The organism is Ercella succinigenes (genome assembly GCF_900002895.1).
On record NZ_CDHP01000068.1, the window covers coordinates 1 to 23,972 of the forward strand.

Annotated in this window: 22 protein-coding genes and 1 tRNA gene; 6 read left to right on the forward strand and 17 right to left on the reverse strand. The window is 37.2% G+C overall.

What is annotated here, in order from left to right; translation table 11 throughout:
- The 13 genes from AC0KSB_RS14125 to AC0KSB_RS14185 form a co-directional block, all read right to left on the reverse strand.
- On the reverse strand, positions 1-1,890 hold a 1,890-nt coding region (locus AC0KSB_RS14125; RefSeq protein WP_472310398.1), incomplete at its 3' end, for an InlB B-repeat-containing protein.
- Between the two features lie 202 nt (positions 1,891-2,092).
- Complete coding sequence (locus tag AC0KSB_RS14130) at positions 2,093-2,593, reverse strand: hypothetical protein (protein ID WP_472310399.1); 501 nt, start codon at positions 2,591-2,593, stop codon at positions 2,093-2,095.
- Positions 2,594-2,739: 146 nt separating this feature from the next.
- Positions 2,740-4,392 (reverse strand): response regulator transcription factor, encoded by a 1,653-nt coding sequence (locus AC0KSB_RS14135; protein WP_472310400.1) that lies wholly within the window; start codon positions 4,390-4,392, stop codon positions 2,740-2,742.
- Between the two features lie 65 nt (positions 4,393-4,457).
- Positions 4,458-5,930 (reverse strand): extracellular solute-binding protein, encoded by a 1,473-nt coding sequence (locus tag AC0KSB_RS14140; protein WP_472310401.1) that lies wholly within the window; start codon positions 5,928-5,930, stop codon positions 4,458-4,460.
- Between the two features lie 24 nt (positions 5,931-5,954).
- Positions 5,955-6,686 (reverse strand): lysophospholipid acyltransferase family protein, encoded by a 732-nt coding sequence (locus AC0KSB_RS14145; RefSeq protein ID WP_472310402.1) that lies wholly within the window; start codon positions 6,684-6,686, stop codon positions 5,955-5,957.
- Between the two features lie 161 nt (positions 6,687-6,847).
- Positions 6,848-7,390, reverse strand: coding sequence for a hypothetical protein (locus AC0KSB_RS14150; RefSeq protein ID WP_472310403.1), 543 nt, complete (start codon positions 7,388-7,390; stop codon positions 6,848-6,850).
- A 71-nt stretch (positions 7,391-7,461) separates the two neighbouring features.
- Entirely contained in the window at positions 7,462-8,628 is a 1,167-nt protein-coding gene (locus AC0KSB_RS14155) for an FKBP-type peptidyl-prolyl cis-trans isomerase (protein WP_472310404.1), read from the reverse strand.
- Between the two features lie 198 nt (positions 8,629-8,826).
- Positions 8,827-10,005 (reverse strand): MFS transporter, encoded by a 1,179-nt coding sequence (locus AC0KSB_RS14160; protein WP_472310405.1) that lies wholly within the window; start codon positions 10,003-10,005, stop codon positions 8,827-8,829.
- Positions 10,006-10,042: 37 nt separating this feature from the next.
- Complete coding sequence (locus AC0KSB_RS14165) at positions 10,043-10,924, reverse strand: pirin family protein (RefSeq protein ID WP_472310418.1); 882 nt, start codon at positions 10,922-10,924, stop codon at positions 10,043-10,045.
- Between the two features lie 108 nt (positions 10,925-11,032).
- Entirely contained in the window at positions 11,033-12,526 is a 1,494-nt protein-coding gene (locus tag AC0KSB_RS14170; protein ID WP_472310406.1) for a phytoene desaturase family protein, read from the reverse strand.
- Positions 12,527-12,653: 127 nt separating this feature from the next.
- Positions 12,654-13,229 carry a chromate transporter gene (locus tag AC0KSB_RS14175; protein ID WP_472310407.1) on the reverse strand — a complete coding sequence of 192 codons (576 nt, stop codon included), beginning with the start codon at positions 13,227-13,229 and terminating at the stop codon, positions 12,654-12,656.
- Positions 13,226-13,816 (reverse strand): chromate transporter, encoded by a 591-nt coding sequence (locus AC0KSB_RS14180; RefSeq protein ID WP_472310408.1) that lies wholly within the window; start codon positions 13,814-13,816, stop codon positions 13,226-13,228. Before AC0KSB_RS14180 ends, AC0KSB_RS14175 begins: the two co-directional genes overlap by 4 nt.
- Positions 13,817-13,870: 54 nt before the next feature.
- Positions 13,871-14,506 carry a rhomboid family intramembrane serine protease gene (locus tag AC0KSB_RS14185; protein WP_472310409.1) on the reverse strand — a complete coding sequence of 212 codons (636 nt, stop codon included), beginning with the start codon at positions 14,504-14,506 and terminating at the stop codon, positions 13,871-13,873.
- 175 nt (positions 14,507-14,681) lie between these two features.
- Here AC0KSB_RS14185 and AC0KSB_RS14190 point away from each other — a divergent pair, with 175 nt between their 5' ends.
- The 3 genes from AC0KSB_RS14190 (at position 14,682) to codA (ending at position 18,531) form a co-directional block, all read left to right on the forward strand.
- Positions 14,682-15,737, forward strand: coding sequence for an EAL domain-containing protein (locus AC0KSB_RS14190; protein ID WP_472310410.1), 1,056 nt, complete (start codon positions 14,682-14,684; stop codon positions 15,735-15,737).
- Positions 15,738-16,047: 310 nt separating this feature from the next.
- Entirely contained in the window at positions 16,048-17,283 is a 1,236-nt protein-coding gene (codB, locus tag AC0KSB_RS14195) for a cytosine permease (RefSeq protein ID WP_472310411.1), read from the forward strand.
- Between the two features lie 12 nt (positions 17,284-17,295).
- Positions 17,296-18,531 carry a cytosine deaminase gene (gene codA, locus AC0KSB_RS14200; protein ID WP_472310412.1) on the forward strand — a complete coding sequence of 412 codons (1,236 nt, stop codon included), beginning with the start codon at positions 17,296-17,298 and terminating at the stop codon, positions 18,529-18,531.
- A 109-nt stretch (positions 18,532-18,640) separates the two neighbouring features.
- Here codA and AC0KSB_RS14205 read toward each other — a convergent pair whose 3' ends face one another.
- Both AC0KSB_RS14205 and AC0KSB_RS14210 read right to left on the reverse strand, forming a co-directional pair.
- Positions 18,641-20,407 (reverse strand): permease prefix domain 1-containing protein, encoded by a 1,767-nt coding sequence (locus tag AC0KSB_RS14205; RefSeq protein WP_472310413.1) that lies wholly within the window; start codon positions 20,405-20,407, stop codon positions 18,641-18,643.
- Complete coding sequence (locus tag AC0KSB_RS14210) at positions 20,394-20,738, reverse strand: PadR family transcriptional regulator (protein ID WP_472310419.1); 345 nt, start codon at positions 20,736-20,738, stop codon at positions 20,394-20,396. The genes AC0KSB_RS14205 and AC0KSB_RS14210 overlap by 14 nt, the downstream gene beginning before the upstream one ends.
- A 193-nt stretch (positions 20,739-20,931) precedes the next feature.
- On the opposite strand from AC0KSB_RS14210, the gene AC0KSB_RS14215 reads away from it, so the two are divergent.
- The 3 genes from AC0KSB_RS14215 to AC0KSB_RS14225 all read left to right on the forward strand — a co-directional run bounded on the left by AC0KSB_RS14215 (position 20,932) and on the right by AC0KSB_RS14225 (position 22,287).
- Entirely contained in the window at positions 20,932-21,222 is a 291-nt protein-coding gene (locus AC0KSB_RS14215) for a DUF503 domain-containing protein (RefSeq protein ID WP_472310414.1), read from the forward strand.
- On the forward strand, positions 21,219-22,001 hold the full coding sequence (locus AC0KSB_RS14220; protein ID WP_472310415.1) for a SanA/YdcF family protein: 783 nt from the start codon (positions 21,219-21,221) through the stop codon (positions 21,999-22,001). Before AC0KSB_RS14215 ends, AC0KSB_RS14220 begins: the two co-directional genes overlap by 4 nt.
- Positions 22,002-22,196: 195 nt before the next feature.
- Positions 22,197-22,287: transfer RNA gene (locus AC0KSB_RS14225), tRNA-Ser, on the forward strand.
- A gap of 261 nt (positions 22,288-22,548) precedes the next feature.
- Here AC0KSB_RS14225 and AC0KSB_RS14230 read toward each other — a convergent pair.
- Positions 22,549-23,568 carry a hypothetical protein gene (locus AC0KSB_RS14230; RefSeq protein ID WP_472310416.1) on the reverse strand — a complete coding sequence of 340 codons (1,020 nt, stop codon included), beginning with the start codon at positions 23,566-23,568 and terminating at the stop codon, positions 22,549-22,551.
- Positions 23,549-23,972: ATP-binding protein (locus AC0KSB_RS14235; protein WP_472310417.1), on the reverse strand; the 424-nt coding region annotated here is incomplete at its 5' end. The genes AC0KSB_RS14230 and AC0KSB_RS14235, both read right to left, overlap by 20 nt.

Here is a 23,972-nt window from a genome sequence, read left to right on the forward strand (position 1 = left end):
ATTATTGCTTCCTGCTGTTTCCTGAAGATAATGTTCTACTTTGTATGCTGTGTCATTTCTTGCTGTCCAGCCGGCAAAAATCGTATGCTTGGCACTATTCGTAATAGTCATGCTATCACTTACTTTACCTGTAGTTCCTGCCTGATTTGCATTTGCCGCCGAAGTATACCACCCCGCAAAATTGTAGCCTGTTCTGCTGGCCTTAGGCAATGCCTGTGAAGCACCTGTTGATGACTGTCCGTAAGTAAGTCCCGGTCTTTTGTTCTGACTATCAACTGTTACCGTGCCCTTGTTACCATTATAAGAAACTGCTACAGAATTGTTAAAGTACGGGTAGCCTCCGTTGACATCAGCACTTGCTCCCCAGTATTTGTAAGTACTTCCAGCGGCTTCCTTCCTCACCCATGTATTTAGAGCATTTATAAGTTTTGTTTCTTTTTCTATTATGCTGTGGCCGGAGACCGCTGTTAGTATTCCTTTATTATTCGTAAAAGTTGCCAGACCTGTCATTGTGGCTTCCTTTTCAGGCAAGTCTGATTTCAGGCCTAAATCCATCACGGCTCCGATTGCATCTAAGCCTGCTGTCAGATAATAACTGTTTTCTATTGTCAGATATGGTGTGGAACGACCTATCAGGGATCCGATGTATGTATTCACATCTTCATCGATTCCGCCATCATCAATGATTCCAGCATTATAGCAATTGACAAGCTCAAAATCGCTTACTGCTGCATTTTCCTTTTCTACAAACAAAGATATATCATGCCTGCGATCTGCAAAATCTAAACCATTTATTCCATCGTCATAATCATAACTTTTAAATACTTGACCGATTATACCACCAATTATTGCTGAAGATTCACCACTAGCACCTATGTCATCAGGCAAAATTACAGTATCAAAAGAAATATTTCCCATATTATAACTGTTTGCTACAACAACTCCACTAAAAACTTCAGCAACAATGCCTGCAGCAACATATCCTCCTGTTATGGAACCGCTATTGCTGCAATTTACAACCATCGGAGACTCATTATTTACCTGGTAGCCTAAAGAACTTTTAGAATAATCAATTGAATCCAAGATATCAACTATCCCAGATGCATATAGTCCTGCTATGGAACCATAATTATGGCAATTTAACACTTTGCCATAATTATTACCTACTATTCCGCGAGCTTCCCAAATTGCATCTATATTAGTATTGTTAATGCAATCACGTATTGTTCCGCTATTTCTAATAGCTATGCCGCTTGCATGAGAGGCTTTAATATTACCTTGGGTAGTTATATTGCTGACAGTCGCTCCTGCATCAATATAAGTAACAAGGGGAGAGAATCTAACGTCATCATTTTGTAGATTAACATCTATGTCTGTTATAGAAAGGTTTTTAATTTCACCTCCGGAGCCAAGTATATAAAACAAAGATATCTGATAATCTGCACGCAAAGACTCAATTTCTGAAGAAACAACTCCGATATAACTAGCTCTCATATTTTTTATCGCATATCCTGCACCATCAAAAACTCCCTTGAAATAAAGATCTGCCCCTTCCGAGCGGCCTATTTGCATAAAATTATTCACCGGCCCGAGATCACTGACATCAATATCGACGTCACGTACCAAAATATCATCAAGGTCTATATCATTTGTCATTCTATAATGCTTATCTGCATAAGCAGCAGATGTGTCTTCATCATTTATCACATTTGCCAGCGTATAAAGATCTTCTACGTTTTGAATCAGATACGGAGATGCGGCTGTTCCCTCTCCTGAAAAAACTGGCTGAACAGGAACTGCCAGAACTCCTGCCGGCAACATTACCGCAAGTAAAATCAAACATAGTAGCAATGAAATTATTTTTGATGAACCCTTCACATATTTTGACATCTGATCTCTCCTTTTATTTTTAAACATAATATTTGTGCTGAATCAGCTATTCAAAAGCTGATCAGCACAAAAAGTCATCGCAATATGTTTATCCTATCATACGAATATCTAATCTGAATATATCTATATTAAAAGTTTGTTCTCAAGTACAAAAATTTATCCTTTTGTACTTGAAGCATTTCTAAAGTATGCTTCAAAATTTTTAGTATTGAGTGACCGATATGATGCAATTACCTTCGCTATAGAATATAGTTACAAAAACACCTTTTTCATTGCCACCCGAAAATGTAACACTTCCCTCAGACATGCTTTCAAAGGCATCTTCGGTATAAGCAGATTTTATTTTCTTTAAATAACTTTCAAAATACTTATCATCTGTTTCATCAATAGTTACACTTACAGATCCCTCTGTTTTGAAAACACTTGTAATTTTGCCGGAGTCGTATTCAGGAATTGCTTTAATCAATTTGGAATCATCCGGCCATTCTCCTCCGCCAAAATGCATTTTTTCGCCATCGGATCCTTCTATGACAAGTTGATCATCATCAATGTTGACACTAATATCACCACCGCCAACTTGTTCCAGAATTTTTTCACCAATTGCTTCTCCTGCTTTTTTTTCAATTTTACTTCTGATACCACATGCGGATACAGTTGCAAGTGATAGAACTATCAAAGTGATAATTAAAAGCTTCTTCTTCATTTTCATTTCCCCCTTATTTTACTGCAACCCTTCAGCTGCAGGATTTTTTATCGCCAATTCCTTTAAAATTGAAATTGATCATAAACAAAGCATGCATTTTTTGCGAGGAAAATGATATTGTACCAGGTATGATTTTTGCTGAAAAGCTATAAATTAGAGCGAACTTCGCCTGTTTTACCACATTTTTCTATTAGTTTTAAATAGAGCATCAGCTCATCTCTGGAAGAGATATTTAACTTAGCATAGATATGGCTGTTATGTGTTTTTAATGTACTCATAGATATAAACATTAAACCGTTAACTTCACTTATGCTTTTACCTTCCAGATATAGAGCAAAAATCTGCTTTTCTGTTTTTGTAAGACTGGATATGCGATTGAGAAAATCCTCAAAAAGATTTTCAGGCAAATCATTTTGAGATTTTTTTTGTCTTCTGATCTGCTCAATGAGATCATTTATTTCTGCTATATTTGTTTTTCCCATACAGGAAAGTTCTTCTGCTGAGTTTACAGAACCTAAAACTTCCAATCCAGTAATTATAGGTCTAACAAATCTTCGGCTTATAATTACAGCGGCCAAAATCCCTATTATAATAAAACTAAAACAGAGTATTGCTATATATATATTATTTCTGCCCAGATGATTACTTAATTCGGCAACAGGCATAATAAGTACCATAGAAAAAGTTTTTTCTGCATACCTGGAATCCTTCGGAACTAATCTTATTTCTCTATCTGTACCTATATACTCATCGCCTTTGATCAGGCTATTCTTTTCATATCCGTACAAATAATTATAAACAGTAAGCGTTGAATACATCCGCTCTGGTTTTAAATAGCTCTTTTCATTACTATTACCGGCAAAATGATTTTGGCTACCTCCGGCAAGTGATGCTTTCAGATCAAAATAATCAGTTTGCACAGGCAAAAGCATGCAACTGATTCTCTGATATATACTATAGTCTGGTACATAGTTTAATTTAAACAACATAGAACTAACTTCAAAACCGCAAATGCCAAAGGGATTGCCTTCACTATCAATAAGAGGCACAATACAAGGCATGTACTGTTCGTTGATTCCAGGCAAAGGTCTGGCATCTCCCCATTTATAAAGACGCGATAACTCCGATGCATTTTTAACCGGTTTAAGCATCAAATCATTAAATTCGGGCATATTATCCAGGTCAAATTCCATAGTCCAGACAGCATGCAGCGGGAAACCTCTGCTTCGGGAAATATTTGGCAGTCCGCGGAAAACAGTCATATTAGGAGAGCTTGAGCTAACTATATTCGGCTCCATATTTTTTATATATAATCCGGCTCTTGATTTTTCAGCATTAGGCAGACTTTTATTTATTGTCATATTCAAAATAATAAAAGCTCCGCTTGCTCTGGTTTTTTCCAAGGAAAAAGCCAAACGTTCAAATTGGCTATCGAGCAAAGGTTCTATTAACTCTGGATGTTTGTCTAAATCAGACGCTTTGATACCTCTTTCCGAAAAAAAATCCTGTGCTGAACTTGATATTGCCTGAGAAAGTGATACTGCAGACGCAGAAATCTGTCCAAAGTCCTTTTCTATTGACGAACTAAGAGAATTTGCTTCTCTTGTAAAATGTTTTTCGGCTTCAAGTTTACCAGCAGTAAAAGTTCCGGTAAGCAGCAAAATCAGCACAACAGTAAGAAAAAGAATGCCTATAAGCATGGCAAGAAAAAACAGTAGACGAAGACGTATAGAAACAGAGCTCTGCCTTATATTAAGCAAATTTTCCCGAAACAATCTAAAAAAAGGTATTCGATTCATTTCAGTCTTTTTACTCTCCTGTTTTTATATGTTGTCTTTTCAAACAATTATTGCCGTCCACTAAATCAATTATCATATGTTTTCTCAAATAAAATCAAGCTCTCGGACTCAGTATTTTGAACAAATCTTATTTTTTCATCATAAGTATAATTGGCCTTTTCTGCCATCTTTTCTAGCAACACTTCTTTTTGTAGAGGAATAAAAGATTTGATATTCGCATCATAATCTTTTTGGATCTGTTCATAATTCTCAATATGGGGCGCATAGAAAAACTCATATTGTTCAAACATCTTACTTATTGTTTCACGCTGTTTCAATATGTTAACACTGATTTCTGCATTATCATTTTCGTTGTCTAAAAGCTGTTCAAAAGCTTCCTGTGTCACAGGCAAATATCCGCTGGCTGATGTAAAGCGCAGATTCTGCTCAGGCTGAGTAAACCATTCCAGAAAAACTGCTGCTGCATATTCTTTTTCTTTGGTTGAGCGGGTAACACACATGCCCCCTCCTCTTTGCAGAGCAATCTTTTTGCCATTTTCATAAACAGGATAAGGGAGAATCTCGTATTCAACTTCTTCTTGCCTATTATCAGGATAAGTTATTGTATCCGGATAGAAAAGAACACCGGCAGTAGAACCCGTAGAACAAACAAGATCTCCTGTTTTAAACAAGTCTGAACTATAACCATCAAAAACAGCAAAAGCTCCAAGAATTGTTGGAGTATAATAATTTCCCCATATTTTTTCATAAGCAGAAGCACCAATAGAAAGGTTTCCGGAAGCATCTATAAATTCTGCATCCATCTGTTTCATTCCCACCATTGCTAAATTAAAAAGAGAATCCGGCATATAAAAACTTTTCCCGTTTCCATCTTCACCACTTTGACTGGAAGTCCATTCGTGATATTTTAATGCAGCTTCAGCAATTCCCTCAAAAGTTTCAAAACACTCGTATCCTATGTTGTTTTCAGATGCAAAACGGTCAAATAAAGTTTTGTTTACAAATAAAACCTCGGTTGATTTGGCAATTGGGAAAACATAAAGACCATCATCAGTAAGCTTTCCCTCAGATAAAAAATCAGGTACATATGCCTGCTGTTTTTTTTCATCAAAATAAAAGGAAAGATCAATAAGAAGATCCTGTTCCTGTAGCTCAATAGCAGTTTTAGGGTATGCAGTCGTAATATCGGGCAAAGCAGCAGCACCTGGGTCTTCCTTTGCGGCAGCAATCAGTTGATTATGCAATTCCTGTGATCCTGAGATTGCTGTAACATTAAGAATAATTCCCTCTTCCATGCCTATAGTCTGATTAAATTCGTCCAGCATTTCATCCATAAGATTTTTCATCTGACTGCCATAATTATGCCAAACAGTTAAAGTTACAGGATTTTCTGGATTCAAAATCTTTTTTTTAGAACAACCGCTTGAAAATATCAGACCCGAAAAAAGCATTAATGAAATAACTAAGAACAGAATAAGCTGTTTTAGCAAAAATCTTTTTTTAATATTTCTCATAATCTTTGAATCACGTTGCTTCATATTTCCCCCCTGAAAATATTTTGATCAAACTGCGATTTTACTATCTTGTGAAACGGCATCTGCAATTGTATTACGTATATTTTCTATGATTTGATTTTGCTGCTGCTTAGAAACATTTTGTGCGACGATCGGCTTTGAAACAACGCATTTAACGCGATATGGTTTAATACTTTTACCGCTCTTGGACATAACTTTATAAGTTCCGTCTATACTGACCGGAACAATTGGCACTCCGCTTCTGGCAGCAAGCCTGAACCAGCCATTATTAAATTCATTTATCTGGCTGCAATCACTTAATCTGCCTTCCGGAAAAACAACCATAGAATGACCATTTTTCAAATTCTGAGTTGCTTCATTCAGGCATTGACTGGTTTGCCGCATATCACTGCGATCCATAAATACACATTTCATATATCGCATCCATGTCCTGATTATCGGTATATCAAGAGCACCAATGATAGAAACAAAACCTTTCGGCTTATTAATAAACCCCTGAAAAACAAGGCTGTCTACATGCCCTTGATGATTGCAAACAAAAAGAACCGCTCCCTCAGGTATATTTTCCAAACCGGATATTTCAATACGGGAACCTGTAAGATAAAACAAGTATTTGGCAATGAAAGTTGATGCCCCGACAGTAAGCCTATCCTGCACTTCCGGCTTGCCCATAAATCCAAGTAATTTAATTACCCAGATTAAAGGATATGTTATAACAAGAGCTATCCAGCCACATGTATACCAAACTATTGTCCTCATTTTTTACAAACTCCTGACATTTTGAAACAAATAATCAAAAGTATACCATAAAACAAAAACAAACTCTCCTCTTTGTCTTAAAACAAAGAAGAGAGTCCAAAAATTAATATAATTATTATTTATTCGGTAATTAGATACCATCCGTATACCGTCTTAAAATATCAAGTTAAAATATCCAGATAACCGGTATAAGAAGACAACAAATCTAAAGAAAAATTATCTGAAGAATAAGCTGAATTAATACCTGCTTTTTCAATATAGTCCAGATAACTGCCCGAATCGTTTAACTCAGATAAAGAAGATCCTATGCTTGCAGATCTGGCATAAGCAGCAAGTGCTTGGGATGCATTAACAGTTTTGCCGGTTTCAGAATCATCGACAGCAGACTGAATATAGTTCTGATAGGAAGAAAACTGAGAAAGCAAGGATTCTGCGAGATTTTCTGCCTGTTTTTTGCTTTGCTCACTAATCTCCACAGTGTCTTTTGTATATTCTGAAATATAATCAAGCTGAGCTTTACCTGCATCAGAAACATCGGCAACACCATAAGGAGTAGCTGCAGTACCATCATTTCCAGGGGCACCATTGAAAGAGGCGGCACCTATAGAAGAAACCATTTCGGTATATCTTTTGTAACCGTTGCTGTTTCTTATATTGTACAAATTATAATAATAAGCTGAGTAATCTGCTATCGTTATACTCACAACAATCCCTCCTTACCTGTGAAATACTACATATCTATCTATATTTTATGACATCCTTGTTTATAAATCAATCAGGCAAGCACCGCTTCATTTTCAAGATAGCGCATGACTGTTTCATTCAAAGCAATCAACTTAACATAAGGCATTCCTGAAACACTTACAAATTCTTCATAATCTTCTTCAGACATGTAGTCTGCAACAAATAATGCCTTTGCATCTTCATCAGATACTTCAATACCTGCATCCTCAGCTATAGCCTGAATGATCAGATAAAATTTAGCTGATTCCGTATTTGCTGAAAGATTCTGACTCAGAAAATCTTCTCTGCTGGCTGCGCCCATATAAGTTGTCAGGAAATCATCGAGCCCTACACTATAAGCATTTGCATAATCCTGATAATAGGAAATCATCGAATTTTCCTGATATCTGATTATGTCTTCAGGCACGGTTTCAACTATGCAGTTTTCAATGACATATGTCTGCAGATAAATTGATATAGCAGATTTCTGCATATCACTTCGAATTCCTTCTGTCAGATCTTTTACATTGTTCCAGTTATGACTTTCATAAAAATTGTCTGTTACAAATGCATCATCCAGTTCAGGGATTTTCGGCTCAACAATATAATTGATAGTGGTCACAAAAACAGCATCTTTGCCATTCAAAGTTTCTACACCATAATCTTCAGGAAAAGTTACCTCGACGTCAAAAGTTTCCCCTGGTTCATGTCCGATAAGCTGTTCGAGAAAATCGTCTATATAAGTTGTAACACCAATAGTTACTTCCGTACCGGCACCATCAGTGCTACCACCTTCAAATTCAACGCCATCAACACTGCCTACAAAATCAATATTGACGGTATCTCCATCTTTAACAGCACGATCAGTGATTTTTTCATCAGTAGCTGCTGAATTGAGCAAAGAATCGATTTCTGTCTGCACTACCTCATCTGTTATTGCATGAATGTCGGAGGATATTTCTATTTGCTTATAATCACAAAGATCAACAAAGTCCAAAGCCTTTATCCCACTCCAAAAGCCGTTTGCATCGATGCCTTCACTATAATCAAATACTATTTGATCACTTTGACCTGATAAATCGTCATTATCACCTGTAATAGTTTCTGATGTACTTGTTGTAGCATCTGTTTCTTCTTTTTCATTTGAACAACCTGCTGCTGCACTTAACATGAGTGCCATTATAAGCAGTACGGCCAGGATAAATCTAAGTTTTTTCATACAATTCCTCCGAAATATTTATACCCAAAATCAATGTATGGATTCTAATCAAATCCACACCAGCTATTATATTTTATACAGCATGAATGTGTTATGCATGTGAAAATATAATAAAAATCTAAAGTACCAAAATAATTACAGTCTTCTTGATATAGAAAACTTCTTTGCAAAAATGCATTTAATCATTCTTCTGTTAAATCATAAGCTAAGCTTTCTGCTAATGCAAATAATTGGCAAAATCAAAAATAATCCTGCCCACGAAAGAGACATTGCCACCTGAAATCCTAAAAACTCTGCTATAAGTCCGGCAAACCAAGGAAAAAACATGGTGGATATTGATCCGCTAAGGAAAATCATCGCAGAAGCAGATCCTGTATGTGCAGGAAAAGAATCGGCAGCTATAGTTACAAGCAAAGGGATTGTAGCACCGGTAAAAACACCTCCTAAGCAGACAGAAACAACTAGAAAAACAGGATTTTGCAATTGTACGCCTAATGCAATAATGATGCCGCCAAATAAAGAGCCAATCAAAAGAAGCTTCATCGGAGAAACACGGCCTACCAGCCAGGCAGAACCAATTCTTCCTATAATAACTCCAAACCACATCATCGAAAGTGCCAAACTTGATATTTCCTGACTAGCCAGCATATTTGTTTCCATATACATAGGTATCCAAGTTGACAATATAGATTGACTTCCCAGGTACAATATCATAATGGCACATAAAAGCCATATCGCCGGATAATTCAAAAGGTTGCCAAAATGTTTAAATGGATTTGCTTCTTTATCTATACTGCTATCGTCCGAATGATTACTTGTGATATTAAACAATGGCATAAATACAATAAGAGCCAGACCACATATGCCTAATATGCTGAAAATCATTTTCCAGCTTGTTTGCAAATCAAGTAGATACGTTGCGTAAATTGGTCCGAGCAAAGCTCCTATGCCAAAAAAAGTATGAAGGACATTAAGATGAAAACCTCTTTTTTCCGTATGCAAATCAGATACATAAGCATTTACAATTGAATCAAAAGATCTCCCGGCTGCACCAAACAGAAAGAAAATCAGTAGAATTAAGATATATACATCTACAAAGATCAAACAAAACATAGCAAGTGAAAAAAGCAAAAAAGCAAGACCTACAAGCTTTGATTTACTGATTCTATCAGCAACAATTCCCCCGATAACAATTGCTATTATGCCCCCTAAACTTTGAAAAACAGTTAAAAGACCACCTTGCGATAGTCTTAAGTTATTCTCCTCGATAACAACCGGCATAATAGGCCCCAGCATGGTCATCGACATAGCAAAAATTACCATCAGGGCATTTAGGTAACCAGTCAAAATCAGCTTTTTATTTAGTTTTCGCATCATACTTGTCCCGTCTTTTTACTTTTTTCAGATTCAGTGTCTACTTCTTTTTTATGAATTTATCTGTCCTGAGATCTTTGAATGCCTGATCAAGCTCTTCTTTGGTATTCATAACTATCGGACCACCCCAGGCTATGGGCTCATGCAAAGGTCTGGCCGCAAGCAGTATAAATCTTATACCCTGCTCAGCTGCCTGCACCCAGAATCTCTCTCCTTGAGTAAAAAGAACTGCCTGTTTTTGCATAATCAAAGCACCCTGCTGTTCAATATTATCCGCCGGATCAAAAATAGCAGAGCCTGCAAAAATATATATAAACAAGGTTTGATCTCTATCTACTTCATATGACCATTCCTGTCCCGGGGCAAGATCTACATCCAGATAAGTTGCCTTTACATAATTACCTTCGAAAGCCCCTTTTTCCCCTTTATATTCGCCTGCCAGTACTTTGATAACATTATTATTTTCTTTAACAACAGGAATATTTTCATGCCTAATATCACCGTATGCAGGATCTGTCATCTTATCTTTGGCCGGAAGATTAAGCCATATCTGCGCACCTAAAACACTTTCGGTGGCCTGAGGCATCTCCTGATGGATAATACCGGAGCCGGCAGTCATCCATTGACAATCGCCATCAAGAATACTTCCACTGTTACCAAGACTGTCACCATGCTCGATGTCTCCTTGTATCAAATACGTTATTGTTTCGATCCCTCTATGCGGATGCCAAGGAAATCCCCTGATATAATCGTCGGGATTATTAGAATCGAAGGCGTCAAGCATCAAAAAAGGATCAAAATCAGCAGTGTCCGCATGTCCTAAAACACGTACAAGTTTAACACCTGCACCATCAACTGTTCTTTGACCGGTTACTATTTTCTTTACCTTTCTCAATTCACTCATAATTGCAAGAATTCTCATTCCCATATGTCAAAAACTTCTGTTTCGAGACGAGAACTCTTATACACCACCTTTCTACAAAACATGAAAAACAATTCAACCCATAAGTTTATAATACATGATCATGCATTATGCATCATCACGCATTATTTCTTCTGCACATATTTTACCACTTTGCAAAACTATAGGCACACCGGCTCCTGGATGAGTACTTGAACCAGTAAAATAAAGCCCTTCACAATTTTTAGCTTTTGCCTGTGGGCGCAAATGATTGCTTTGTTTTAATGTAGGTTGCAAGCCAAAAGTCGCACCATTGTAGGCATTAAACATTTTTTTGAAGTCAGAAGGAGCCATAATTGATTCGCTGACTATCTCTTTTCTTATATTTTCACAACCAGGCAGCCGCTCTATTTTACGAATCGCGCCCTCTCTGTAGCGTTCTATAATGCTTTCTTCATACTCATACCTGGCTGTTGATAATTCAGATACAGGTATAAGCACATAAAAAGCATCTTTTCCTTCCGGAGCCATGCGCTGATCACCCCTGGATGGAATGCTAAGATAAATAGATGCATCTTCAATAAAATTGCCATCAAAAATCTGTTCCAGGTTTTTGTCCAGATCGGCAGAAACTATGAAAGTGTGCGTTTCAACCTGTTCATATTTTTTTGACATACCCCAATAAAAAATAAGGCAGGAGCATGAATAATCCATAGAATCTATTTTCTTATCAGTATATCTGCCTTTTGCATCGGTATCCTTCACCAGCGACGACATTGTGTATGGAAAATCAGCATTTGAAACAACATAATCGGCAGAAATTACTTCACCGCCACTTTTAACGCCTTTCGCAATTCCATTTTCAATAATTATTTCATCGACTGGCGCATCATAGTGTATGGTTCCTCCAGACTCTTCAAGTACTCTTGCCATACCTTGTGCCATGCTATGCATTCCGCCCTCAAGAAACCAGACCCCGTACATAAGCTCTATCATAGGTATTATATTGTATAACGATGGTCCTTTCTTAGGCGAAACCCCTATGTATAGTGTTTGAAAGCTCATCATCTGCTGAATATCTTTATTTTTAAGATATTTCGCCATCATATGATCTGCACTGTCAAAAGTCTTCAGCTTAAGAGCCTGGCGAAGCATAGAGGGATTATAAATATCTTTCCAGCTACGGAATGGTCTGGTTATAAAGTATTTTACTGCAATCTGATATCTCTCATAAATATCTGCAAGATATCTCTGAAAACCAAGAGCTGTTTCAGGTCCTTTTTCTTCCATCATCGCCATTAACTCAGACAAATCGGTACTTACGTCATATCTGGAATGATCAGGTCGATCAAAATATACCGAATACATCGGATCAAGCTTTCTCATATTAATATAATCTCTAGGATTTTTACCGGCTGACCGAAATACATCATCATAAATCTCAGGCATCATTACAAGCGTAGGACCTACATCATAAGTATAGCCGTCTTTTTTTATCTGATACATTTTACCACCGGGAATAGGATTTTTCTCATATACAGAAACCTTAAACCCAGCGGTCTGAAGTCTGACTGCTGCTGATAATCCGGCTGTCCCTGCACCTATAACAATTACACTTTTCATAATCAAATCTCCCCGTTGCGATCTGGCTGTCAGCCAATAATTATTTGTTTGCCTAAACGAATATTTGAATTGATGTTATGAATATAGGAAAAATAATCTTTAATAAGATTATAGCTTATTACAAGCACTAATTGAAACTATTAAAAAACAAATAAGATATTCCACCTGCAATGCCGCTTCCTAGAATAACAACAATCGGTGAAGCTTTCAATTTTCGCAAAATAATTAAACCTATAACAAAAATAACTGCTGCCTGAAAATCAATATTTACAATATTAAATTTATCTACATCTTCTCCCCACAATGCTATCAGAAGAATTGACAAACCTGCTGCAGCAATCAAAGCCACAACAGCAGGTCTTAACCCTGAAAGAACACCTTGAATTGAAGAAAGACTATTATATTTGAAATATATATGAGCAAAAAAAGATACAATTATACAAGCGGGCATTATGCAGCCGAGAGTAGCTATAATCGCACCTGGCAAACCGGCTATTGTTATGCCTACAAAAGTAGCAGAGTTAACAGCAATAGGGCCTGGAGTCATTTCTGCAATAGTAATAAGATCAGTAAATTCTGTCAAAGTAAGCCAGCCATGGTGATCTACAATCTGCGATTTTATTAAAGGTAAAGCAGCAAGACCACCACCAAAACTAAAAAGTCCAACTTGGAAAAAACTCCAAAACAGTTGCAGCAACATCATTTTTTATCACCTGGCAATAATGACTTTTTATTTAGAAAGGTCTTAAAAAAGCCAATCAGGCCACATGTTAAAATAACCAGAATAATGTTAATCTCAAAAATAAAAGTTGCTGCAAAAGCAATTATCATAATCAGTATTGACACGATATCTTTTTCTTTCACCACGCCTGTTCCAAGTTTATAAACTACGTCCGCTATAACAGCAGCCACTCCTGATTGCATACCCTTAAGAACAGCTCCAATCAAAGGATTTTCACGAAAAGCAACATAAAATAATGAAACTACAGATAAAATAATTAAAGGTGGTAAAACTGTGCCTAAAATAGCAATAGCAGAACCTGCAAAACCAGCAGTTCTATAGCCAATTAAAATTGCAGCATTTACAGCAATAGCACCGGGAGAAGACTGAGCGATCGCTATCAGGTTTAACATTTCTTTTTCTTCAACCCACTCAAGCTCTTCAACAAATTTCTTTTTCATAAGCGGAATTATTACGTAGCCGCCACCAAAGGTAAAGGCGCTTAATAGAAAAGTCGAACTAAAGAGTGTTAAATATATCTTTTTTTTAGTAAAAAACTGCTTAAACACACTAAATCCTCAATATATTTTCTGATATACACATGCACTGCTGAAGAGCAAAATTTAACGGAAATGCTTGCGCCACTCTCGCTGTCTCTTAATATTGTGCAGCCTTCTCCTGACATCACCCTGGAAAAAGATGATAAGATTAATTACAGAAACCAACAATGCAATCCTATTCGGCCAGTTGGAAATAACAAGACTGTACACAAAATAAGCGGCATTAACATATGCCAGCCATTTTATTTTGATCGGAAGCACAAAAAACAATCTAATCTGAAATTCGGGATATAATATTGCAAAAGCAAAAAATAATGACATATTCAGATAGTGATTAGTAGCAAAACCAGTAATGGTTCCTGCAATAATAGTACCGATTATTCCGGTAAAATAAAAAAGATTGAATTTAGGATAACCCCACTCCTGTTCAAGAGCCTCCCCTATCATATAATAGAAATACAAAACGAAAATCACAAAAAGCGGGCTACTGCTGATAGGTATAAAAATAAAACTTAGCACACGCCATAACTGACCGGTTAAAATCGCAGGCATGCTGAATGCCAGAAAGTGACTTACTCTGCCCATAAAAAGTAAATCAAGCACAAAAACCGCACCCATCGATATGACAATGTAGCGCATAAGACTCGGCACTGCTATACGCCTTATTTTATTTGATAATTTATCAATCCAGTTATTCATAATGCTCCCCTGTTTCGTCTATCCTAGTAATAACATGTTTTTTCGTTTATGCTGAAATACAATTATATATAATCTTAGCATAAGTTATTGTGCTTGTTTAGTAACTGGGGTTAAAATAGTTTTGCAAGGCAAATTTTATCAGAATTAATTATTTAATTGTTTAAAGGGGATAATTATGGATTGTAAAAAATGTACTGAATTGCCTGAAAGCAAATTCAATAACAGCAATATTTGCTTGACCGTACCAACTGTGCACCATATAGAGCCAATAAAAAATTACCTTGCAGCAAACAGTACAATTTACGACTTTGAAGATGCAACATTCCATTTTAAATCTGAAAATTTTTCAGGGTTTATAAGAGATCTCGAAAATATGAATTTAAGCGAAATCGAACAAAAAGATATAAAGATTCTGCCATATCCTAAAAGTGAAGATTTTTCTTTTGGCCATCTGCGACTTAATCATAGTCTTATGTACTGGTCAGACCTTTTAAAAGCAAATGAATACCTTGATATTCTGGCTGGCGAAAAAATACAAGTTCTTTTTCAACCTATAGTTGATATTAAAAGCGGTGAAATTTATGGTTATGAAGGTCTATCTCGCGGAATTTTAAAAAATAATGAACTTATGCAGCCTATGGAAATGTTTGATCATGCCCGAAAAACAGATACCCTTTTCTTTCTCGATAGATTGTGCAGGGAAAAGGTAATTAATGAGGCTGCAAAAGCTGGAATCAGTGAAAAGATTTTTATCAATTTCGTTCCGACCGCCATATATGATCCTGATAAGTGCCTTAAATCTACTGATCTTGCTTTACAAAAGAATCACCTAAGCCCCAAGCAGATTGTATTTGAAGTTGTAGAAACAGAATATATTGAAGACTTTGTCCACTTAAACCGTATTCTCAATTATTATAGAGACAAAGGCTATAAAACTGCAATGGACGATATGGGAAGCGGCTATGCTACTCCTGAAGCATTGCTAAAACTTAAGCCTGATTATTTAAAAATAGATTTAGATATTATTCGCAGTATTCACCTGGATGCAGCCAAAAAGCAAAAACTGTCTCACTATCTCCAGCTGGCAAAGCAGTATAATATTAAAACACTTGCTGAAGGAATAGAAAACAAGCAGGAATTTGATTACATTAAAAGCTGCGGAGTAGATCTGGCACAAGGGTTCTTTTTGGGCAGGCCGGCAAAAAAACCTGTTTCACAAAATCCCGAATGACAAAGCGTGTCGTTTGTGGCTGTTATTACTGTTTTTCTTGACAATAATTTGAAACAGGTGTTAACATTTTCGCATTACATTTTCTTTAATCTGGTACAGTGATACCAGCAAGATTACATATACGGGCGCGTCAAAGACGAGCGTTTGTGTTTGTGTGTTAAACACAGCGTGATCTTGCACTCTGTGCAGGATTTTTTGTAGTTTGCAAGATGATTCAGGCTTTTTCCTTTTGTCGTATGGAAAGACATAGGACAAAGCCGTTGCTTTTACATTAGTGCAAACTACATCTAAGATTTTTTGGAGGGCGTCTATGAACAAGCAAAAACCTATTCACCATGATGCAGATTATTCACTTGAACAAGTACCTACTTCAGCAAGAAAAGGCTTCTGGCCAATGTTCTTCATTATGCTCGGCTTTACTTTTTTTTCAGCTAGCATGAGTGTTGGTGCCAGACTAGGCAACGGCCTTGATTTGAGTGGCTTTATCTGGTCTATAGTACTTGGCGGTATTATCCTGGGAGCATATACAGGTGTACTGGCATATGTTGGCAGCACAACAGGTTTAAGTCTTGACTTGCTGGCTCAAAGGTCATTTGGCAAATTAGGTTCTTATCTGCCATCTGCGCTTATTAGCTTCACCCAGATAGGCTGGTTTGGAGTAGGTGTTGCAATGTTTGCTATACCTGCATCAGAATTACTGGGTATCAACGCTTATCTTCTTGTTATTATTGCCGGTCTTTGCATGACAGGTTCAGCTTATTTCGGCATTAAAGGTCTGGAAATAATAAGCTATATAGCTGTACCACTTATAGCAGTTTTGGGTATTTACTCAATGGTAACAGCGGTAGGCAGCAGTGATGGACTCTCAGCTATTTTTGCTGAGAATGCAGGTACAGTAACAGTTTTTGCCGGAACAGGAATGGTCATTGGCTCTTTTGTCAGTGGAGGAACTGCCACCCCCAACTTCATTCGCTTTGCTAAAAACAGTAAAATAGCTGTTATAACAACTATCATCGCATTTTTCCTTGGTAATACGCTTATGTTTGCTTTTGGAGCTGTAGGTGGAGCTTTTACCGGACAGGATGATATTTTCTATGTTCTGATTGCCCAAGGGCTGGCAATTCCCGCTTTGATAGTTCTTGGTGCCAATATCTGGACAACAAATGATAATGCTCTTTATACTTCAGGTCTCGGTCTTTCAAATATAACTAAAGTTCGCAAACGTCCAATGGTATTGATTGCAGGGTTTGTAGGAACTATAAGTGCTATATGGCTTTATAACAACTTTGTAAGCTGGCTGGCTTTACTTAATGCTACTCTTCCTCCTGTCGGAGCAATTATCGCACTTGACTTTTTCTTGCATCGCGCCGACTATAAAAATGCAACCAAAATCGAAAGGAAATTTAACTGGGGTGCTATCATCGGTGTTATAGCTGGTGCTGCGGCCGGAAATCTGCTTGATTTTGGAATTGCTGCGATAAATGCTATGATAACAGCTATTATTTGCTATCTTATTGCTGAAGCAGTGAGCAGAAAAAACAAATAACGGAGACGAAAAATGCTTTTAAGAAATCTGTATATTGAAAACTCCGATGAGATAAAAGATATTAGGATAACCGATGGTTTGTTTGCTGAAATAGGATCAAATCTCAAGGCTTTTGCCGGTGAAGAAACAATAGATATTGCGGGCAAATTGGTTTTACCTCCTTTTATCGAATCTCATGTTCACCTCGATACAACACTTACTGCAGGCGAACCAGACTGGAATCGCTCAGGCACACTTTTTGAGGGCATCGAGTTGTGGAGCGAACGCAAAAAGAATTTAACAAAATCAGATGTTAAAGAACGCGTCAACAGGGCAGTAAGAATGCAGGCAGCAAACGGAGTCCAGCATGTCCGCACTCATGTGGATGTAACTGATCCGAAACTAACCGCTTTGGAAGCTTTGCTGGAGCTTCGTGATGAACTGAAGGATTTTATCAATATACAGATTGTTGCTTTTCCTCAGGAAGGAATTCTAAGTTATCCGAACGGACAAGACTTGATGGAAAATGCCATAAAAATGGGAGCAGATGTTGTAGGTGCTATCCCACATTTTGAATTCACACGAGAATACAGCGTAGAGTCGCTAAATTTTGCCGTCGATCTAGCCTGTCGTTATGACAGGCTGGTAGACGTGCATTGTGACGAGATAGACGATGAAGCATCAAGAGGGCTGGAAACACTTGCTGCCCGCGCCTATGAAGCGGGTATCGGCGAAAAAGTGACAGCTAGCCACACTACGGCTATGCATTCATACAACAATGCATATGTCGTACGTTTAATGAGGCTTCTAAAAATGAGTCAAATCAATTTTGTAGCCAATCCTCTTGTCAACACTCATTTGCAAGGCCGTATGGACACTTATCCAAAAAGGAGGGGTGTTACAAGGGTAAAAGAACTGACTGCTGAAGGTATTAATGTTTCTTTCGGGCACGATGATATTTTCGATCCCTGGTATCCACTTGGTAACGGTAATATGCGCGATGTAGTTTTCATGGGACTTCATGTCTGTCAGATGATGGGGTATGAAGAAATCATGAATTCTTATAAATTCGTCACAACTAATGCTGCCCGTACACTTAATCTTGGTGACAGCTACGGTATCGAAGTTGGCAGACCAGCAAGTTTTGTAATCCTGGACGCCAAGAATTATTACGATGCGCTTAATTATAATTCGCAGGTGATCCATTCTTATAAGGATGGCAGACTAATAGCAGAATCGAAACCGGGAAGTAAAAAGATTCTTTTCTAAAGCTTCGTGCAGTATAATTAAGGTACGAAGAAAGGCAGGCGATTTATGTGAAAAGGTCTGTTTTTTGCAGTAATTGCGGACAAAGCCTTAAATGAGGCTCATTTTGTTGTTATCTAAGAACTTCCATAACATTCCTGATATAAGATTGAGTATAGCCAAAGCCTTCAAGATTATGAATCAATGTGAATTCATCTACATTCATGCTCGCAGAATATGATTGAGGGAAAAGCTTATCTCGACTTATATACAGACATCCCGGGAAATTATCAGGCATATTATTATAGTTATCTCCTGGGTAATAATTATTGGTTGTTTCAACAACGGCTGTATCAAGGCCATTTTGATGCAAAATTTCTTCTTCATAGATATAATTCTCATCATAGTAACGATACAGGTTTGCAGATGTATAATCGTTAAGGCTGGAAAAAACAAATATTTTCTGGCCTTCTTTTTTAGCAGCAACATTATAATCTATAGAGAGAATTTCCTGGATAATCTGAGAATTATTTACACGGTAAGTATTATTGCTTAATCTCATATTAGCTGCTTTTTGGTACATTAATTTACCAGAAGCATTCTCTGAGTAGATATATACACGATTGTTAAGCTTATTTTCCGAAGTATAATATTGTCCTCGAGGCAATAATATAGTATCCCTACTACCCCTGGAAGGAGCTTTTGCCCATAAAAAATAGAAAATCTGCTCTGCAGTACCATCTTCTTTTAGACAAACAAGAGAGTAGCTTTCCAGAATACCATCTTTGACATTAACCGATTGACTAAGACTGTAAATCTCAACCAGTCCCTCCAATCTGACAATTTCTTCATATGGCAGATAATCAAATAATTCAGCATTGTTTTTTGTATCACTAAATATTTTTGCTATACGCTCTGCTTCCGGCAGCCCTATTATTTCTGCTGCTAAATCGAACTGTCCTTCTTCATCAAACACCTGCTGCTGCCAAACAGAGATTGGCAAAGAATGCAAAGCAAAGCTTATCATATAGGGAAGTATCAGGCAGGCTGCACTTATACAAATTAAGCAAATCCAATTTTTACCAGAAAGCTCAACTACCCCTTTGCCAAATTCCCTCATCATCAGAAATCGTCTGACTTTAAGTATTCTGCTTAAAATAACGATTATGATAAATATAAAAGGGAAAATTAGTATTTCTCCTGAACCCTGATCTATGCTGCCCCAAACAGCCAGCAAAAGCATTATGAAGTATAACCAGCCTAAGTTCTTCAATTTTTGCTCAAGATTTGTAAATTCCCTGTTTGTATATCCTTCTGAAGCTTTATTTACAACTTCAGCCAGCCCCAATCCAAGAAAAACAAGCAAAACCAGTTGTATCAGTCCCGCAATAAAACCAATAAGAATATTTTGCGACTCATAAAAAAAGAAAATAGGGGTAATAGAAATAACATAGATTAGCACCTGAAAACAAAGCTGAATAATAGAAATTTTCCAGGCATAATTAATTTTGCTATTTATATTACGTAATTGAAGAAGGCCACTAAAAACCAACATAATGCCAATGATAATGATAATCCCTTTTATTGGTTCTATGTCAAAATTAAAAAATTGAATCAAAATGCCAATTGCTATTCTGGTTAACGAATTTTTAAGATCAATATGTGGTAATCTGCTATGAATGTTTCCAAGCTGTTCAGCCGCCTGACTACAATCACCCATTTCTTCTACTGCTTTTGCTACAGCCATCTCATAATCATGTCCGCAATCTGTATAAAACTCAATTTTACACTCAAGATGATCCAATACTTCTTCTCTTAACTCGATCGCTCTCTCCTTTGATGCAATCCTGCCGGTAATAGCATCAAGAAATTGAGCAATTTTTTCTTCAGCTGTTTGCAAGTGCTGCACCTCCAGTCACACGAGATACAGCAGAGGTATATCTTTGCCACTCTGAACGCTTCTGAGCAAGCTCTTTTTTGCCTTTATCCGTAATTTTATAATATTTACGCTTGCGCCCGGATTCACTTTTTTCCCAGTAACAACTAAGGAGCTTTTCTTTTTCCAGCGAATGCAAAATAGGATAAAGTGTACCCTCATTTAAAGAAAAAACTTTTTCCGATCTTAATTCTATTTCTCTGATAATCTGATATCCATACATATCGTTTTCGCCAATAACACTAAGCACCAAAAAAGATGTACTGCCCTTAACCAACTCTTTACTTATTCTCATATTCCACAGAGTTGCGCAACTTCTACATAAACTGTGCGCCAAACTCCATTACACCACCTTTCAATAACTTTCCATACATCGTATATCTATGCATAGGTTATCAATGCATCAATTTAATGTCAAGAAAAATGATATAATTTATCGATACCTGTTTCTTTTCATCTGATATGCTGAGTTTTTGAAAAGGAGAAAAATGATTGTTCGCGCAGCAGAAATAAAAATTTACATGCCACAGTGTCATTCGCTGAAAGATAAAAGGCAAATTCTGCGAAGTCTCCAAGCACGTCTTCGTAACATGTTTCCGCTGTCAACAGCAGAGGTAGGATTGCAGGACAAGCATCAACTAGCCTTGATCGGAATCGCCTGTGTCAGCGAGCAGCCTACATTAGGCGAAAGAATTTTAGATAAAGCATTAGATTTTATGGAACAGGAATATGATATAGAAATAATACAAATTAATGAAATTGAGGCATCGACACAATGACTGAAACTAAAAATTTAACTTATTATTTTTTACGTAGTTTTATTGTTATAGCAGTGTGCATTCTCCTTCTTAGCATCACAGTACTGATGCTAAATATTTTGGTAAAAAAATCTTCTTCAGATCGAATATTTGATTTAAGCAGTTTTTTGTCTGCAGATAACGGTAATAATGTGAATTATAGTGAGAGCAATGATTTAACAGATCCAAAGAGTTTTGAAGCGGCACTTGTTTTAGGATGTGGAGTGTATAATAACGCGGTTCCCTCTCCCCTTTTACGAGAGAGACTTGATATGGCAATAGAAATTTACTCTGAAGGAATTGTCAATAAATTGATAATGAGCGGCGATCACGGACAGGTAGAATACAATGAAGTGGCAGTCATGAAAAATTACGCAATTGAAAAAGGAGTGCCAACAGAAGATATTTTTATGGACCATGCCGGTTTTTCCACATATGAAAGCGTGTACAGAGCAAAAGAAGTTTTCGGACTAGAGCGGGTAATCATTATTTCGCAAGAGTATCATCTGTACCGTGCACTATACATAGCCAATGCATTTGATTTAGAAGCAACAGGAATCAAAGCTGATCAGACTCGCTTAGGAGGACAGACGGCACGTGATTTGCGTGAAATATTAGCTCGCTGCAAAGATGTTTTCTTTTGCATCGTTAAACCAGACCCCACCCATCTAGGAGAACCAATTGACATCACAGGCAGCGGCGATGTAACAAATGACTATGTTGCTGGTAATAACAATTCGGATAGTGAAACAAAAGACTAAATTAAAGCAACTCCTTAATGATAGTGCTTTAATATTGTGATTTATTTTACTTCCCCATTTTGCCTCATTTTTATTAAAAATCCGCTTGACAAACAACGTCTGCAACTCTAGAATAGTAAAGCAATGATTCTTATAGTGAATTTTTGCAGATAGAAAAAGAAGATTTATTCTTTTTATCTTATGAGCAATACATATGGAGAAGTACCCAAGAGGCCGAAGGGGAGGCTTTGCTAAAGCTTTAGGCGGGGTAACTCGCGCGGGGGTTCGACTCCCCCCTTCTCCGCCAAAAATAGTACCATCAATTGATAAAAACTATTTTATCAAAGGGTGGTTTTATTTTGCCCAAAAACGGCTTGAAACAAGCGGTTTCCGAGGTTTTTCGGAGACCGCTTGTTTCAGTTTTTGGCTGCTGCTTTTGAAGATTTTATTTGTTTGCCAGTTAATGAAGCCGTAAGAGTGGCTTCAAATCGTTTGACATTAGGCGGGGGTGTGCATTTTTCAGGCAAATCGTTAAGCATTTGAAGTAATCGTTGGACAATAGGTTTATTCACATTTTTGATAACCGTTCATGAACGAGAGGCAGCAGAATCTTGTCGATTTCCTTCCGGAACTCCTCATCCTCAAGATACTTCTCGCAGAACTCTTGATTTTTCGTCATTCGACTAAGAACTACGTCCATAATACTGTTGTCATATATGATCTTGAAGAGGTCGAGTGGGTTCTTGGAACGAAGTACCATTTCTTCGTTAGTGGACATATCCTGTACGAACTGCTCAAGCACTTTGTCCATTTCAGTAAAATTTGTACCAAGCCGTTCATTAAGGCTTTTGATTATTTCCGATAATATTTCTTTTTCATCTTCCAGTGGCGAGCCGGTGCCGGAAGTTTTGTAGTCCAAAACTCCATCTGCAACTTTCAAAGAAATTGACCCTTCATAAGTCTTTTGGATGCGGTAATATTGCAATGTTACATCGCTATCGAGATTCGGTGTTTTTTCGCCACCTCTTGGTAATTTACGATAGAGGCACTTGGCATAAGCGTAAAATTTATGAAGCTTTTCGTCTCCGAGGTTAATGATGTGGGTAAGGAAAGAATATAGTCGGATGAACTTGGCAAGTGCGCCCTTGAAATCCATCTTATCCTGTTCTTCAGTGAGAGCTTTATAACGATCAACAGCGGGGTCGATGAAGCTATTCAACTTACCTAAGTCAATATTGGCTTGGTTTTTTGTCACTTTAAAGAAAACCTTTGAGAACGCATCTATTTCGCTATCAGTGTATAGCATAAAACTATCGAGCACATGTTTAATATCATAAATGGTGTTTGGATCGGTTGTTTCCGACACGCTCGTTTCCTGATAGTAGTCCTGGAAAGCGTCCTCTATGTCTTTGCGGGAGTTAACGAAATCCAGAACAAAAGTCTCGGTCTTTAGAGGGCATGTGCGGTTGATGCGGGAAAGTGTCTGAACTGCTTTAACACTGTCAACAACGGAACAAAAATGCAAAAAAATAGCGTTTAAATTTTGTAGTTTTATGGCAAAAAAATAACTAATTATTACTTGGCTCAAACAATGTGTTCATCTGCTGTCTTTGTTTCATAAATTCTTTTCGCTCTTTGAGCCTATAGCTATCACCTTTTATATTGATAACAGTGCAGTGATGCAAAATTCTATCAAGTATAGCGGAAGCTATTGTTATATCTGAAAAAACCTCATTCCATCCAGAAAAAGGCTTGTTTGATGTTAGTATTGTAGTATTTTTTTCGTATCTCTTTGCAATGAGCTGGAAAAAAAGGTTTGCACCCTGTATGTCCATTGGCAAATATCCAATTTCATCAATGATAAGAACTCTGTACTTGGCATAATTTTTAAGTCTTTCAGCAAGTCTGTTCTCGTAATGTGCTTTATTTAGGTTTTCGATTAATGTGTTACAATTAATATAATAGGTTGAATATCTGTTTTGAGCTGCCAAT

Coding starts and splice junctions, on each gene's coding strand:
- AC0KSB_RS14140 (WP_472310401.1), bottom strand. CDS start 5,930: ATGAAGCAACGTGATTCAAAGATTATGAGAAATATTAAAAAAAGATTT.
- AC0KSB_RS14130 (WP_472310399.1), bottom strand. CDS start 2,593: ATGAAGAAGAAGCTTTTAATTATCACTTTGATAGTTCTATCACTTGCA.
- AC0KSB_RS14220 (WP_472310415.1), top strand. CDS start 21,219: ATGACTGAAACTAAAAATTTAACTTATTATTTTTTACGTAGTTTTATT.
- AC0KSB_RS14175 (WP_472310407.1), bottom strand. CDS start 13,229: ATGATGTTGCTGCAACTGTTTTGGAGTTTTTTCCAAGTTGGACTTTTT.
- AC0KSB_RS14210 (WP_472310419.1), bottom strand. CDS start 20,738: ATGAGAATAAGTAAAGAGTTGGTTAAGGGCAGTACATCTTTTTTGGTG.
- AC0KSB_RS14215 (WP_472310414.1), top strand. CDS start 20,932: ATGATTGTTCGCGCAGCAGAAATAAAAATTTACATGCCACAGTGTCAT.
- AC0KSB_RS14185 (WP_472310409.1), bottom strand. CDS start 14,506: ATGAATAACTGGATTGATAAATTATCAAATAAAATAAGGCGTATAGCA.
- AC0KSB_RS14160 (WP_472310405.1), bottom strand. CDS start 10,005: ATGATGCGAAAACTAAATAAAAAGCTGATTTTGACTGGTTACCTAAAT.
- AC0KSB_RS14165 (WP_472310418.1), bottom strand. CDS start 10,924: ATGAGAATTCTTGCAATTATGAGTGAATTGAGAAAGGTAAAGAAAATA.
- AC0KSB_RS14135 (WP_472310400.1), bottom strand. CDS start 4,392: ATGAATCGAATACCTTTTTTTAGATTGTTTCGGGAAAATTTGCTTAAT.
- AC0KSB_RS14155 (WP_472310404.1), bottom strand. CDS start 8,628: ATGAAAAAACTTAGATTTATCCTGGCCGTACTGCTTATAATGGCACTC.
- codA (WP_472310412.1), top strand. CDS start 17,296: ATGCTTTTAAGAAATCTGTATATTGAAAACTCCGATGAGATAAAAGAT.
- AC0KSB_RS14145 (WP_472310402.1), bottom strand. CDS start 6,686: ATGAGGACAATAGTTTGGTATACATGTGGCTGGATAGCTCTTGTTATA.
- codB (WP_472310411.1), top strand. CDS start 16,048: ATGAACAAGCAAAAACCTATTCACCATGATGCAGATTATTCACTTGAA.
- AC0KSB_RS14190 (WP_472310410.1), top strand. CDS start 14,682: ATGGATTGTAAAAAATGTACTGAATTGCCTGAAAGCAAATTCAATAAC.
- AC0KSB_RS14170 (WP_472310406.1), bottom strand. CDS start 12,526: ATGAAAAGTGTAATTGTTATAGGTGCAGGGACAGCCGGATTATCAGCA.